Here is a 15,117-nt window from a genome sequence, read left to right on the forward strand (position 1 = left end):
TTGCTAAAGTGGTTTTTCCGTTAATCATTTAATGATGGGACATGCCATGCCCAGGAAATCTGTCAGAAACCTCAACCATCTCTCATCCTCAGCGCGTGACCTGGTCCCGGCGACAGGTTGGCCAGAAGAGATTGCCAATAAAACAAAAATAACGTGCCGCTGCCGTAAGTGCGGTTTTGAGACAGAAAAATCCTGGGATATGCTGACCAACAAAACGGTGGCAATCCACTGCAAGCTATGCGCTAACGCTCAGCCGGTAGTGACAAAATTCAATAGCGAAAAAGCAACGCTTGCTGTTATTCAGTATCGTTGGAACCCTGGTAAAAATAACGCAAATAATACTGTTAAACATAATTCCTGTGCGATTGAGTATACCGTTAATTTGTGCGCAAAAAATCACACGGTTACCTTAGCCCATGGCCCGATGAAACGCCTGGCCAACCTGCCCCTCGCCCGCAGATTAACTTCATCGCTGTTGCAATGCGTAACCTGCCAGCAGGTACAAAGCGTATATCAACCGACGCCGGTTGATCCTGAACTTATTCGCGAGGCGCAGGCGGTATGGGGCGAAAAGGCAACGCTCACCAGGGTAACGGATAATACGCTTAAGCTCACGGTACCCGTTCTCGCGAACCTATTTCCTGACGGCTATATTCCCTGGCAAGCTGTTGCAAAGACGCCTTCAGGAAGAATAAAAGGCGCGATCGACGCCACACTCAGCGAGGCCAGAATTCGTGCGTTAATTGCCGATGACCGCGAGTTAATAGCCCAAACGAAAAAATTAGTCGATACAGCACCTCTTTTTGGCGCTGAAATGCGCTATATCTGTTTTATCCCGCGTGATAATGATTTGTACAGGGGATCGGGCGTACCGGCTAAAGCGCCTCAGGCAAAACCTGGCATTTTGTATCGTTACCGCAAGGCCACAAAATATTTATCAAGCTGGCAAAGCTATCATCGCGTTATTGAAAGTAATTTTAGTCGTAAAGGAATACAGGCCGAGCAGAGTTGGATTTCCGCCGCCGCAAGAATAATGTTCCCGAAAAACGAAGCAGGAATCGAAACAGACTGGACAGAAAACGATCGCTCCATAATAGGTGACAACCTCGAAATTGATATTTCTACGGTTAATCTACTAACGCATCTACAAGGTATTTTGATTGAATATGATGGCGATCCCAGCCACCGCAATTGTGCAGAGACTCAGGCTCGCGATGCACGTAAAGAGCAGGAAGCAAAGGGGCTTTTTCTGCGCGTTCCGCAAGTAAAAAACCTTAACGCTGAACGCGCGGCAAATGCTCTCCTGGCGGCTTTAGAAAAGGCTCAACACCCTGAGAAAGCGCAGTTTTTAAAACTGTTAATCGTTCAGCCAGACCATGAGGCAATCAGGCGGGAGTACATTGAATTAATCAGAGAGAAAGCTATACGTTTTACGCGACGTGTGCAGGAAAAGATTAAAGAAACCGCGATAAAGGTGGTGGAAGAACAACGTTATTATCTACCTTCCGATGAATTTAACTATCGGTGCGCCACATGTGAAAGCCTGGTAAAATCTAACGCTAAAATATTTATTGATAGCGGCACAAAGCATTGCCAGGTCTGTCGGGGCAAGGCGATTAAAAATAATAATATAAAAAACAGAGAAGATCTTTTTGCCTGCTTGCCTGTTGAAGTGCAAAACAATGTCCCGCCCGAAATAAAAAATACGCTGGTTCAGTCTGGCTGGAATAGTACAATTTGCTGCCCCTGGTGCTTTTCTGCATTCAGCCTCGGCCAAAGTCAGGAAAAAGTATTCAGCCGTCTCGAAAAAAATAACGGTTTTCGCTGTCCTCTTTGCTTTAACAGTGGAGAAAAAGTGACTGATAATATTCAGGTAGCGAACTCAATTGCACAGTATGATGATAATATTAAAGCCATTCTCTCTTGCGCCGGTGTCAGCAGTGATAGTTGGTGGAAGTATGTCTCTTTTAAAAACTCTTCATCCGGCAAAGAACAGATTTTTATTATGCTAACCTGCGCCAGCGGTCATAAAAATAGTCGCAATTTAAGACAATGGCGCGATATCTTTTCGGCGAAGAACAACGCTGGTAAAGTCAATTACTGCCCCATCTGCGCCGGAATCGCTAAACAGGATGTGACGCAGTGTAAGCATCATCAACGGCTGCGTCGCTATCATCCTGACGGGGTTATTTCAGACGTCAGTAATCCTGTGCATATCGTCGCGGCGAGCTGTGGCGAAACCACGCGCATTGGCAACGTTTCTGTCGTCCATCCGCCTTTTTACCTTTCGCTTAACAAGCTGGCAGCAAAAATTAAAAACAGCGCGAATGACAATTACAGTTACTGTGTCTGCTGTAGTGAGTTAAGCGGAAAACCAATGCCCGGCTCAGACAAAACGCTGGCTCAGCTGACGGCCAGGTTGCAGATCCGTGCAGCTATTTATTCAACGGTAATGAAATTACCTACTGCCTTAACAGATGTGAAGATAACCCCGTTGGATGAAAGCACCGTGCCGGATAAAGTGAAAAGTTCAGATAAGCTGCTATTTTCCTGTTATAGGGGTGAGGAACATATCGTTGAAAAGAATACTTTCAATAACTTTTTTAATCCTGCCAGAGAGGGCTTTTTTAAAGTGCTCATGGACGAAGCTGGCGTAAAAGCTGGCGTAAAAAAGTTCGCAGAGTTGAAAGCGATGTATAACCACCGTCCGCTGATTGACGAGGCGTTTGACGGTCATGACCTTGACGATCGGACGCTCGGCCAACCATAACCGGCTGCCAGAGAACACAATTCAGGCCTTGCTGCCGCAGGCATAAAAAAACCCCGCCTTAGCGGGGTTTCGTGTCACTGTAGCAAATCTGCCAGAGCAAACTTAGAACGGAATGTCGTCGTCAAAATCCATCGGCGGTTCGTTATTCGCCGGTGCGCTCTGCTGCTGCGGACGAGCAGGTGCCTGGCCGCCGCCGCTGAACTGGTTGCCGCCCTGCGGCTGCTGAGGCTGGCCCCAACCGTTATTGTTGTTGCTATTACCGCCGCCAGCTGGTGCGCCTGCGCCGCCGCCCTGACGGCCGCCCAGCATCTGCATGGTGCCGCCAACGTTAACCACTACTTCCGTGGTGTAACGTTCCTGACCGCTCTGATCCTGCCATTTACGCGTTTGCAGCGCACCTTCGATATAAACCTGAGAACCTTTACGCAGGTATTCACCGGCCACTTCCGCCAGTTTGCCGAACAGCACCACACGATGCCATTCCGTTTTCTCTTTGGTCTCTCCGGTCTGCTTGTCACGCCAGCTTTCGGAAGTCGCCAGCGTAATATTCGCTACGGCTCCACCATTCGGCATATAACGCACTTCCGGATCCTGACCCAGATTCCCGACAAGAATCACTTTGTTAACGCCTCTGCTGGCCATGTTCGCGTCTCCCGATGAGTATTCATTAAGTCTAAACGGTAAATTCTATCACGCTAGCTTGCCCGTTCATACTTCCGAGCAAGCTTCCAATAATGAAGATCTTTTTGCAGGGTTGCAACAGACTACTGGATATACATTCAGTTATTTTTTGTGCCATAATGACCTGTTTAGTCCTGCCGTATCGTTACGGGCATGGTGAGTCTGCGCTAATCCGGGAAATGTGAATGGATAAGATTGAAGTCCGGGGTGCTCGCACCCACAACCTGAAAAACATCAACCTGATCATCCCTCGCGACAAACTGATCGTTGTCACCGGCCTGTCAGGTTCCGGTAAATCCTCGCTGGCGTTTGATACGCTCTATGCTGAGGGTCAACGCCGCTACGTGGAATCCCTTTCCGCCTATGCGCGTCAGTTTCTTTCGCTGATGGAAAAACCGGATGTCGATCATATCGAAGGCCTCTCGCCTGCGATTTCGATCGAGCAGAAATCAACATCCCATAACCCGCGCTCCACCGTGGGTACCATTACCGAAATTCACGACTACCTGCGCCTGCTGTTCGCACGCGTTGGCGAGCCGCGCTGCCCTGACCACGGCGTGCCGCTGGCGGCGCAAACCGTCAGCCAGATGGTGGATAACGTGCTGGCCCAGCCGGAAGGCACGCGCCTGATGCTGCTGGCACCGGTGGTGAAAGATCGTAAAGGCGAACATACCAAAACGCTGGAGAATCTGGCGACGCAGGGTTATATCCGTGCGCGGATCGACGGCGAAGTATGCGATCTCTCCGATCCGCCGAAGCTGGAGCTGCAAAAGAAACATACCATTGAAGTGGTTATCGATCGCTTTAAGGTGCGCGAAGATCTGGCGACGCGGCTGGCGGAATCGTTTGAAACCGCGCTGGAGCTTTCCGGCGGTACCGCGATCGTGGCGGATATGGATGATGCCGATGCGGATGAGCTGCTGTTCTCGGCTAACTTCGCCTGTCCGATTTGCGGCTACAGCATGAGCGAGCTGGAACCGCGCCTGTTCTCGTTTAACAACCCGGCAGGCGCCTGCCCGACCTGCGACGGCCTCGGCGTACAGCAATATTTCGATCCCGATCGCGTGGTGCAAAACGGCGAGCTGTCGCTGGCTGGCGGCGCGATTCGCGGCTGGGATCGCCGTAATTTCTACTATTTCCAGATGCTCCGCTCGCTGGCGGAACACCTGAAATTTGATGTGGAAGCGCCGTTTAATACCCTGAGCGAAAAAGCGCAGCAGGTGATCCTGTACGGTTCCGGCAAAGAAAGCATCGAATTTAAATATATCAACGATCGTGGCGATACCTCGGTACGCCGTCATCCGTTTGAAGGCGTGCTGCACAATATGGAGCGCCGCTACAAAGAGACGGAATCGAGCGCGGTACGCGAAGATCTGGCGAAATTTATCAGCAACCGCGCCTGCGCTACCTGTGAAGGCACGCGTCTGCGTCGCGAAGCGCGTCACGTTTATGTGGAAGACACCACGCTGCCGACCATCTCAGATATGAGCATCGGCCATGCGATGGACTTTTTCCGTAATCTGAAGCTGAGCGGCCAGCGTGCGAAAATCGCTGAGAAGGTGCTGAAAGAGATCGGCGACCGTCTGAGCTTCCTGGTTAACGTAGGGCTGAACTACCTTTCTATGTCGCGTTCGGCGGAAACGCTTTCCGGTGGCGAGGCGCAGCGTATTCGTCTGGCGAGCCAGATTGGTGCCGGTCTGGTGGGCGTGATGTATGTGCTGGATGAGCCTTCTATCGGCCTGCATCAGCGCGATAACGAACGCCTGCTGGAAACGCTGATTCATCTGCGTAACCTGGGCAATACGGTGATTGTGGTTGAGCACGATGAAGATGCGATTCGCGCCGCTGACCATATTATCGATATCGGGCCAGGCGCTGGCGTGCATGGCGGTCAGGTAGTGGCGGAAGGCACCGCGGAAGAGATTATGCAGGTGGACGCCTCGCTTACCGGCCAGTATCTGAGCGGCAAGCGGAAAATTGCCGTGCCGGAGCAGCGCGTACCCGCCGATCCGAGCAAGGTGCTGAAGCTCAGCGGCGCGCGCGGCAATAACCTGAAAGACGTGACGCTGACGCTGCCGGTTGGGCTGTTTACCTGCATCACCGGCGTTTCCGGCTCGGGTAAATCGACGCTGATTAACGATACGCTATTCCCTATCGCGCAACGTCAGCTGAATGGCGCGACCATTGCCGAACCGGCGCCTTACCGCGAGGTTACCGGCATGGAGAATTTCGATAAGGTTATCGATATCGACCAAAGCCCGATTGGTCGTACGCCGCGTTCCAACCCGGCGACCTACACCGGTATTTTTACGCCGATTCGTGAGCTATTTGCGGGCGTGCCGGAATCGCGTTCACGCGGCTATAATCCCGGCCGCTTCAGCTTTAACGTGCGCGGCGGACGCTGTGAAGCCTGTCAGGGCGACGGCGTGCTGCGCGTCGAGATGCACTTCCTGCCGGATATTTATGTGCCGTGCGATCAGTGTAAAGGCAAGCGCTATAACCGCGAGACGCTGGAGATTAAATACAAAGGCAAAAGCATTCACGAAGTGCTGGATATGACTATCGAAGAGGCACGCGCGTTCTTTGATGCCGTGCCTGCGCTGGCGCGTAAGCTGCAAACGTTAATGGATGTAGGCCTTTCGTATATTCGTCTTGGTCAGTCCGCCACTACGCTGTCGGGCGGTGAGGCGCAGCGCGTGAAGCTGGCGCGCGAGTTATCGAAGCGCGGCACCGGTCAGACGCTCTATATTCTTGATGAGCCGACCACTGGCCTGCACTTTGCCGATATCCAGCTGCTGCTGACGGTGTTGCATCAGCTGCGCGATCAGGGCAATACCATCGTGGTGATTGAGCACAACCTTGACGTAGTGAAAACCGCTGACTGGATTGTGGATCTTGGCCCGGAAGGCGGCAGCGGAGGCGGCCAGATTCTGGTTGCCGGTACGCCGGAAACCGTCGCTAAGTGTGAAGAATCACATACGGCCCGCTTCCTGAAACCGCTGTTAGAACAGCGCTAACCGCCTGGCGGTTATTCGCATAAGGCTCATGCGCTACTGCTGACCGCGGTTAAAGCCATGCTGATCGGCCGATGTCCTGCCCCTGATGCACTCCGCATCAGGGGCTTTTATTTACTTTGCCTCTTTCCCCGCTATTCATGCAGAATCAGGCAAGATTTAAACACTTTCAGGTCTGGCTGCCCTTTCCTACGCTGTTATCCTTATAACGCTTATCGCACTCGCTGCGACGCGTCCGGTTTAACCGGAACGCCATGCTTTCCCCTCGCTTTACCACAGCTTCAATCACAGGAGACACCATGAATATTACGCATGCTTATGCTGCCCAGGATGCGAAATCTACACTCGCGCCTTTTGACTATAAGCCGCGTGAACTGCGCGCACATGATGTACAAATTGAAGTGTTATTCTGCGGCGTTTGCCACTCAGATCTGCATCAGGCTCGCGATGAATGGCATAACACCCTTTTCCCCGTTGTGCCTGGTCATGAAATTGTCGGACGCGTCACCGCCGTCGGTGGTCATACGCAAAAATATCACGTCGGCGACCTGGTCGGCGTTGGCTGTATGGTTGACTCCTGCCGCACCTGCCCAAGCTGCCAGGAAGGGCTGGAGCAATATTGCGAAAACGGCATGGTGCCTACCTATAACGGTCAGGATCGCGAAACGCAGGAAGTGACCTACGGCGGCTATTCCACCAGCGTCGTGGTGCATGAAGATTTCGTGTTGCGTGTACCGGAAAACCTCGATCCGGCGGGCGTGGCGCCGCTGCTGTGCGCGGGTATCACCACTTACTCTCCGCTGCGCCACTGGAACGTGGGTCCGGGCAAAAAAGTGGGTATCGTCGGTTTAGGTGGTCTGGGTCATATGGGCGTGAAGCTGGCGCATGCCATGGGCGCGCATGTGGTGCTGTTTACCACTTCCCCGTCCAAAATCGAAGATGGCAAACGCCTGGGCGCGGATGAAGTGGTGATCTCGAAAGATCCGCAGCAGATGGCAGAACATACCAACAGCTTCGACTTTATTCTGAATACCGTTGCGGCACAGCACGATCTTAATCCGTTTATTAATCTGCTGAAGCGCGATGGTAACCTGACGCTGGTCGGCGCGCCGGAAAACGATCACCCGGCACCGCACGTATTCGACCTGATTTTCAAACGTCGCAGCGTGGCCGGTTCGCTGATCGGCGGCATCGCTGAAACGCAGGAGATGCTCGATTTCTGTGGCGAACACAATATCACTTCCGATATTGAGCTGATCGCCATGAATCAGATTAACGAAGCCTATGAGCGCATGTTGAAAAGCGACGTGAAATACCGCTTTGTTATCGATATTGATACGCTGCGTCAGGAATCTGCCGCCTGACATCCCTGCCGCTGCGGGTATTCCGCAGCGGCAGTTTAATGATTACTCGCCGCTTTGGTCGCCAGCGCCTGCTGTAACGACGCATCCACCAGATAATAGATCTGCGAATCTTTCAGGTCGCCATCCAGATAAAGCGTACTCCAGTGGGATTTATTTAAATGCGCGCTGGGAAAAACATCTGCATGCTGCTGCCGCAGCAGATCGGCCAGCGCCGGAGAGGTTTTCAGCGATACGACCGGTCGCCCTTCCAACTCATGCACCATGGCAAATAAAACGCCGTCCGACTGAATTTGCGTCGCTTTCCAGTCATTGTGGACGCGCTGTTCCGCCCCTTCTTTACTCATGCAGTATGACAACAGATCTGAGGTATTCATGGTTACTCTCCTTGCAGCGTGGCGATAATGCGGCGTGAACCGCCGTGTATGCGATGCTCTCCCAGCCAAATGCCCTGCCAGGTGCCTAACACCAGACGCCCCCGGTTAACCGGCAGCAGTAGCGACACGCCAAGCAGCGAAGATTTAATATGCGCTGGCATATCATCCACGCCCTCGTAGTCATGCTGGTAAGGGGCGTTTTCCGGTACATGGCGCAGAAAATGCTGTTCCATATCGCTGCGCACCGTGGGATCGCAATTCTCATTTAAGGTCAGGGAAGCGGAAGTATGCTGTAGCAGCAGATGCACTAACCCGGTATTGATGTCACGCAGTACCGGCAATTGTTCAACAATCTCATCGGTGACCAGGTGAAAGCCGCGCGCCTTCGCGCCCAGCGCCAGGGTCTGTTGATGCCACATAACGCCACACTCCTTTTTTAAAAGACTCCGTTAAGTGTGCAGCATGTAGCGTAAAGGTAAACCTGCCGGGGAAAAAAAACCGGCCGCGGTTGTCGGCATGGCGCATTGCTGTCTTGCTTAATATGTACAACAACGTATGTACGGCACTTTTAATCCATTTCCTGTAGCCCGATATAATGCGCTTATGCTTTTATCGTTACCGCATCACGATTATTTATCTTGCCGTTATTACCCGGACGGAAATAAACGTCATAACTACACATACTATTTAATCTATTTTGTTTATTAGCCAACAACAGGACGCAGGTTAATCATGGAAGTGAAATATAAAAAATCGCAGGTTATTTTACACTGGATTTCCGCAGTAGTGATTATATGGGGAACCCTGAGTGGATTTTATGTCGCGCTGTTTGACGCCGCAGCGCAGCACAAAGAATGGGTGAGTTTCTTAAACGTCTCGCTTACCACCTTGTTTATTCCGGTTTTTATCCTGCGTATCGGCTGTGCGCTACGCTATGGCAAGCCGAAATGTTCGCCGTTAACCGACTGGCAGGAACGTATCGCCAAAAAAGCCCATCTGCTGATTTATTGCAATATTACGCTGGTGATGATTACCGGCGTATTAATGATGGAACGAGATATTAACGTGTTTAATATGATTAGTTTTGCCCAGCCGCTACAGGATCCGCTACTGACGCACTTTTTTAACCAGGCACATAAAATTTCCTGCGCTACGTTAGGCGTGTTAATTGTCGGGCATATTCTGGCGGTAATAAAGCATCACCGTAAAGGGCATAATTTACTAAACAGAATGACATTATAACGCTGACGCAATGCGTCGATAAGCGCAATAATATGAAAAAGGCGGCTGCAGCCGCCTTGTTTAATATCGCGCTTACATCACCGCGGCAAAAGCTTCAGCAACCTGATGCACGTTCTGACGGTTCAAACCCGCCACGCACATGCGACCGCTGTGAATCAGGTAGATACCAAACTCTTCACGTAGGCGATCAACCTGCTGCGCGCTTAAACCGGTATAGCTGAACATGCCGCGCTGTTTCAGCAGATAAGAAAAATCTTTGCCCGGCAGCGAGGCGCTCAGCGCCGTTACCAGTGCCTGACGCATATCCAGAATGCGCAGGCGCATCGCTTCCACTTCCGCCAGCCAGCTGGCCTTTAGCGCATCGTCATTCAACACGCAGGCGACGACCTGAGCACCGAAGTTCGGCGGTGAAGAGTAATTGCGACGCACCGTGGCTTTTAACTGCCCCTGAACGCGCGCCGCCTCTTCCGCATCCGCGCAAACCACTGACAAGCCACCCACGCGCTCGCCATACAGCGAAAAGATTTTAGAGAAGGAGTTGCTGACCAGCGCGGAAATCCCTGCCGCGGCGATAGCGCGTATGGCATAGGCATCCTCTTCCATACCGGCACCGAAGCCCTGATAGGCAATATCCAGGAAAGGAATCAGCTGCTGCGTCTGTAGCACCTCAACCACGCGATCCCACTGTGCATTAGTCAGATCGGCACCGGTTGGGTTATGGCAGCAGGGATGCAGCAGCACCACGCTCTGTGCGGGCAACGATTTAAGCGTGGCGAGGAATTCCTCAAACTTTACGCCGTGGGTTTGCGCGTCGTACCACGGATAGGTATGCACCGCAAAACCCGCGCCCGCAAAGATCGCTACATGGTTTTCCCAGGTGGGATCGCTCACCCAGACCTGCGACTGCGGGAAATAGTGTTTCAGAAAATCTGCGCCGACTTTCAGCGCGCCGGAGCCGCCCACGGTTTGAATCGTGGCGATGCGCTTCGCCTGTAGCGCCTCGTGTTGCGCGCCAAACAGCAACGGCGCAATCGCCTGGCGATAGCTGGCCAGCCCGTCCATCGGCAAATAAAGTGACGCCTGCTGCGGCTGGGCATTCAGACGCGCTTCCGCCTCGGCGACTGCCTGCAGCTGCGGAATAATGCCCTGTTCGTTGTAATAGAGGCCAATACTCAGGTTAACCTTCTGCGGGCGCGGATCCTGCCTGAAGGTCTCCATTAACGTAAGAATCGGATCGCCAGCGTAGGCATCAACTTTCTGAAACACGGTGAATCTCCATAGTGATAGTGTCGTTTATCAGATCCGCACAACGTGCAGGCTATTCGTCGTCGTATTGCGGCCCGGCGTAGTTATCAAAACGCGACCACTGACCGTTAAACGTCAGGCGTACCGTGCCGATCGGGCCGTTACGCTGCTTACCGATAATGATCTCGGCGATCCCTTTCAGGTCGCTGTTTTCGTGATACACCTCGTCACGATAGATAAACATGATCAAATCGGCATCCTGCTCGATCGAGCCGGATTCACGGAGATCGGAGTTTACCGGGCGTTTGTCGGCGCGCTGCTCCAGCGAGCGGTTAAGCTGCGACAGCGCCACCACCGGCACGTTCAGCTCTTTCGCCAGCGCCTTCAGCGAGCGGGAGATCTCGGCGATCTCCAGCGTACGGTTGTCGGAAAGCGACGGCACGCGCATCAGCTGCAGGTAGTCGATCATAATCAGGCTTAGCCCGTCGTTCTCGCGGAAAATGCGCCGCGCGCGTGAACGCACTTCGGTTGGCGTCAGGCCGGAAGAATCATCAATATAGATGTTCTTTTTCTCCAGCAAAATTCCCATGGTGCCGGAAATTCGCGCCCAATCCTCATCGTCCAGCTGGCCGGTACGAATACGCGTCTGATCGACGCGCGATAACGATGCCAGCATACGCATCATGATCTGCTCGCTGGGCATCTCCAGACTGAAGATCAGCACTGGTTTTTCATTCAGCATCGCGGCGTTTTCGCACAAATTCATGGCGAAGGTGGTTTTACCCATCGACGGACGCGCTGCCACGATTATTAAGTCTGAACCCTGTAAACCGGCGGTTTTTTTATTCAGATCCTGGTAACCGGTATCAACGCCGGTTACGCCGTCATGCGGCTTCTGATAAAGCGACTCGATACGGGAAACGGTCGCTTCCAGGATCTGCTCAATGTTTTTCGGGCCGTCATCTTTATTAGCGCGCTGTTCGGCGATTTTAAAGACGTTCGACTCGGCGAAATCCAGCAGGTCTTCGCTGCTACGCCCCTGCGGATCGTAACCGGCATCGGCGATCTGGTTCGCTACCGCGATCATCTCGCGCACCACCGCGCGCTCACGCACGATATCGGCGTAAGCGTTGATGTTCGCTGCGCTGGGCGTATTTTTTGACAGCTCGGCCAGATAGGCGAAGCCGCCAACCATATCCAGCTCGCCGCGCTGCTCCAGTGAATCAGAGAGCGTGATCAGGTCGATGGGCTGACTGGCTTCCAGCAGCCGCTGCATTTCACTGAATATCAGACGATGCGGGCGACTGTAAAAGTCTTCGGCCACCACGCGCTCTGAGACGTTATCCCAGCGCTCGTTGTCCAGCATTAACCCGCCCAGCACCGACTGCTCCGCTTCCAGCGAATGGGGCGGCAATTTCAGCCCTTCTACCTGCCGATCGCGAACCTCGTTGGATTTGTTGGTGGGTTTATTTCCTGCCATAGTGAATGCAATACCGAATGTGTGAGTGACGCGCAAGTATACCCGTTTTTCGCCTGCTTGACGTCATGTCGTAACTGGAAACCGACAGGAGTGGTAATGGCAAAACGTATGCAAATCGCCCAGTATGGCGGCCCGGAAACGCTGCAATGGGTTGACTTCGATCCCGCCGATCCCGCCGAAAATGAGGTGCAGGTAGAGAACAAAGCTATCGGCATCAATTATATCGATACCTACGTGCGCACCGGGCTATATCCAGTGCCAGCGCTGCCTTCCGGTATCGGCACCGAAGCCGCAGGCGTGGTGGTTAAAGTCGGCAGTCAGGTCACGGCGATCAAACCCGGCGATCGCGTGGTTTACGCGCAATCGTCGCTGGGCGCCTACAGCGAGCGGCATAATGTGCATCAGGACAAGATTGCGCTGCTGCCGGACGCCATCTCGTTTGAGCAGGCGGCGGCCTCATTTCTGAAAGGGCTTACCGTTCACTACCTGCTGCGCCAGACCTATGAAGTGCAGCCGGATGAGATCTTTCTGTTTCATGCCGCAGCAGGCGGCGTCGGGCTGATCGCCTGCCAGTGGGCGAAAGCGCTTGGCGCGCACCTGATCGGTACGGTGGGATCGGCGGAAAAAGCGCAGCTGGCTAAAGATCGCGGTGCCTGGGCGGTGATCAACTATCGGGAAGAGGATATCGCGCAGCGCGTCAGTGAACTGACCAACGGCAAGAAAGTTCGCGTGGTGTATGACTCGGTAGGCAAGGCAACCTGGGAAGCGTCGCTGAACTGTTTGCAGCGGCGCGGCCTGATGGTGAGCTTCGGCAACGCGTCCGGGCCGGTGACTGGCATTGATCTGTCGATTCTGAATCAAAAAGGATCGCTTTACCTGACGCGCCCTTCGCTCAATGGCTATGTCACTACGCGGGATGAACTGCAGCGCGCCGGTAACGATCTCTTCTCTATGCTTGCCAGCGGCGCGATTAAGATCGATGTGCCGGAGAGTCAGCGCTTTCCTCTGCGTGAGGCGCAGCGAGCGCATATGCAGCTGGAAAGTCGCGCCACGCACGGCTCCAGCCTGCTGATTCCCTGAGTGCGTTACCTGTAAAACAATAAGGGCCTCCCGCAGGAAGCCCTTTTGCTTTTTTTTAGTTCGCGCTGTTGTAGGGTACAGCGGCGATAATTTGTTTCGACTCAACGGAAAAGAGTCTCGCAGAATTCATAAGTAAAAAATATGTTTAATTGCGAAAACCGGCAAAGCAAAACTTCACTCTGTGATCCAGACCTCATCTTGCGCAGAATGAGTTAGTTAACTCATTGATAATTAGCAATGAAAAGGCGGCGTCTGAAGGCGGAAGAAGAGCGAAAAACGAAAACCCGTACGGCATTTATACGGGTTTTAACATAAGAGAAACAAATCAGGCGCTTGTGGTCATCTTGTCTGCGACCAGCGAGAGCGCTTTTTCAACCACTTCGATACCTGCTCCCGGCTTATGCGCATTCTCACTTAAATAACGCCGCCACTGGCGCGCCCCAGGAATGCCCTGAAACAGACCCAGCATATGACGCGTAACATGACCAAGGTAGGTGCCCTGCGTCAGTTCGCGCTCAATATAGGGATACATTGCACGCACCACCGCGACCGGATCGGCATCCGGCGTCGCGCTGCCAAACAGCACGCGATCAACCTGCGCCAGCAGGCCGGGGTTCTGATAGGCTTCACGCCCCATCATCACGCCATCCAGATGCCCCAGATGCGTTTGCGCCTCTTCCAGCGTTTTTACGCCGCCGTTGAGCGCCAGCGTCAGCTGAGGAAAATCGCGCTTGAGCTGATAAACGCGCGGGTAATCCAGCGGCGGAATCTCACGGTTCTCTTTTGGGCTCAGGCCAGAGAGCCAGGCTTTACGCGCATGGATAATAAAGGTGTCGCAGCCGCCCTGCTGGGCCACCGTACCGATAAAATCGCACAAGAATTCATAGCTATCCTGCTCGTCGATACCGATGCGGGTTTTCACCGTCACCGGGATGGAAACCACGTCACGCATCGCCTTAATGCAATCCGCTACCAGCGCGGCTTCACCCATCAAACAGGCACCGAAGCGTCCGTTCTGTACACGGTCGGACGGGCAACCCACGTTCAGGTTGATCTCATCATAGCCACGCGCTTCCGCCAGCTGCGCGCATTGCGCCAGCGCGGCAGGATCGCTGCCGCCCAGCTGTAAAGCCACCGGATGTTCCGCCTCGTTATAGGCCAGATAGTCGCCTTTGCCGTGAATAATCGCGCCAGTGGTGACCATTTCGGTATAGAGCAGCGTATTGCGCGTCAGCTGACGATGGAAATAACGGCAGTGACGATCGGTCCAGTCGAGCATCGGCGCGATGGAGAAGCGCTGAGCGGAAAAAGTTGCGCTATTTTTAGCGGCGCTGTTGTCCAGGGCCGTTGATATCTCTGAATTTTGAGGCATGTTTTAACTTTTGATGTTTCTGTTCACCGCCATTCTGCAACGGGAACAAAGGAAAAGGCAGAATAAAAGATGGCCGATTATAACATAGCGTGATGTCTGGCGCGTAGAGCGCGTATTACGCTCAAAGAATCAAATGGCTTTAAGCTGGTTAATGATAAAAGGATTATCCTGCAGTAACAGCAGAAGTTTTCTTGAGGCGCCGGTTGGCTGACGCCGTTTGGTTTCCCAGCTTTTTACAAGGTCATAACTGACACCGACGGCCACGGCAAAATCCTGTTGTTTTAACCCGGTGGCTTCACGTATCGCTTTGACATCAATCTCGCTAAAAGTATGAACATGCTCCGGCTCTGGCGATTGTTCACCTTTTTCAATTCTGATCATCTCTTCTGCACTTGCCAGCAGATCGGCAAATAATTCATCTTTCATCGGTATCTCATCGCCTCAGTTGACGCCGCATCCGGTCCAGTTACCATAATGGGAGTTACAGAATCTCAG

Annotated in this window: 12 protein-coding genes; 5 read left to right on the top strand and 7 right to left on the bottom strand. The window is 53.1% G+C overall.

What is annotated here, in order from left to right; translation table 11 throughout:
* Positions 1-46 precede the first annotated feature (46 nt).
* Positions 47-2,770, top strand: coding sequence for a hypothetical protein (locus tag J2X14_RS17410; RefSeq protein WP_352412441.1), 2,724 nt, complete (start codon positions 47-49; stop codon positions 2,768-2,770).
* Between the two features lie 102 nt (positions 2,771-2,872).
* Here the strand turns inward: J2X14_RS17410 and ssb1 are convergent, their stop codons facing one another.
* Positions 2,873-3,412, bottom strand: a complete 540-nt coding sequence (gene ssb1 / locus J2X14_RS17415; protein WP_352412442.1) for a single-stranded DNA-binding protein SSB1 — start codon at positions 3,410-3,412, stop codon at positions 2,873-2,875.
* Positions 3,413-3,636: 224 nt separating this feature from the next.
* Here ssb1 and uvrA point away from each other — a divergent pair, with 224 nt between their 5' ends.
* Together uvrA and J2X14_RS17425 are read left to right on the top strand one after the other, a co-directional pair.
* The gene (gene uvrA, locus J2X14_RS17420; protein WP_352412443.1) at positions 3,637-6,468 is read left to right on the top strand and encodes an excinuclease ABC subunit UvrA; all 2,832 of its coding nucleotides are present in this window, start codon (positions 3,637-3,639) and stop codon (positions 6,466-6,468) included.
* 296 nt (positions 6,469-6,764) lie between these two features.
* A complete protein-coding gene (locus tag J2X14_RS17425) occupies positions 6,765-7,829 on the top strand; it encodes an NAD(P)-dependent alcohol dehydrogenase (RefSeq protein ID WP_352412444.1) in 1,065 nt (354 codons plus the stop codon).
* 35 nt (positions 7,830-7,864) lie between these two features.
* Here J2X14_RS17425 and J2X14_RS17430 read toward each other — a convergent pair whose 3' ends face one another.
* A complete protein-coding gene (locus J2X14_RS17430; RefSeq protein WP_352412445.1) occupies positions 7,865-8,203 on the bottom strand; it encodes an MmcQ/YjbR family DNA-binding protein in 339 nt (112 codons plus the stop codon).
* Positions 8,204-8,205: 2 nt separating this feature from the next.
* A complete protein-coding gene (locus J2X14_RS17435; RefSeq protein WP_352412446.1) occupies positions 8,206-8,622 on the bottom strand; it encodes a secondary thiamine-phosphate synthase enzyme YjbQ in 417 nt (138 codons plus the stop codon).
* Between the two features lie 313 nt (positions 8,623-8,935).
* Between J2X14_RS17435 and J2X14_RS17440 the strand changes: the two genes are divergently transcribed.
* A complete protein-coding gene (locus tag J2X14_RS17440) occupies positions 8,936-9,445 on the top strand; it encodes a cytochrome b (RefSeq protein WP_352412447.1) in 510 nt (169 codons plus the stop codon).
* Positions 9,446-9,517: 72 nt separating this feature from the next.
* Here J2X14_RS17440 and J2X14_RS17445 read toward each other — a convergent pair whose 3' ends face one another.
* The gene (locus J2X14_RS17445; protein ID WP_352412448.1) at positions 9,518-10,711 is read right to left on the bottom strand and encodes an amino acid aminotransferase; all 1,194 of its coding nucleotides are present in this window, start codon (positions 10,709-10,711) and stop codon (positions 9,518-9,520) included.
* A 52-nt stretch (positions 10,712-10,763) separates the two neighbouring features.
* Complete coding sequence (gene dnaB, locus J2X14_RS17450) at positions 10,764-12,170, bottom strand: replicative DNA helicase (RefSeq protein ID WP_352412449.1); 1,407 nt, start codon at positions 12,168-12,170, stop codon at positions 10,764-10,766.
* Between the two features lie 96 nt (positions 12,171-12,266).
* On the opposite strand from dnaB, the gene J2X14_RS17455 reads away from it, so the two are divergent.
* On the top strand, positions 12,267-13,250 hold the full coding sequence (locus J2X14_RS17455; protein WP_352412450.1) for a quinone oxidoreductase: 984 nt from the start codon (positions 12,267-12,269) through the stop codon (positions 13,248-13,250).
* Positions 13,251-13,575: 325 nt separating this feature from the next.
* Here the strand turns inward: J2X14_RS17455 and dusA are convergent, their stop codons facing one another.
* Positions 13,576-14,622, bottom strand: coding sequence for a tRNA dihydrouridine(20/20a) synthase DusA (dusA, locus tag J2X14_RS17460; RefSeq protein WP_352412451.1), 1,047 nt, complete (start codon positions 14,620-14,622; stop codon positions 13,576-13,578).
* A 129-nt stretch (positions 14,623-14,751) separates the two neighbouring features.
* Positions 14,752-15,048 (bottom strand): NadS family protein, encoded by a 297-nt coding sequence (gene nadS / locus J2X14_RS17465; protein WP_352412452.1) that lies wholly within the window; start codon positions 15,046-15,048, stop codon positions 14,752-14,754.
* Between the last annotated feature and the right edge of the window lie 69 nt (positions 15,049-15,117).

Origin of the sequence: Mixta sp. BE291 (genome assembly GCF_031457955.1) — a bacterium.
GTDB lineage: Bacteria > Pseudomonadota > Gammaproteobacteria > Enterobacterales > Enterobacteriaceae > Mixta.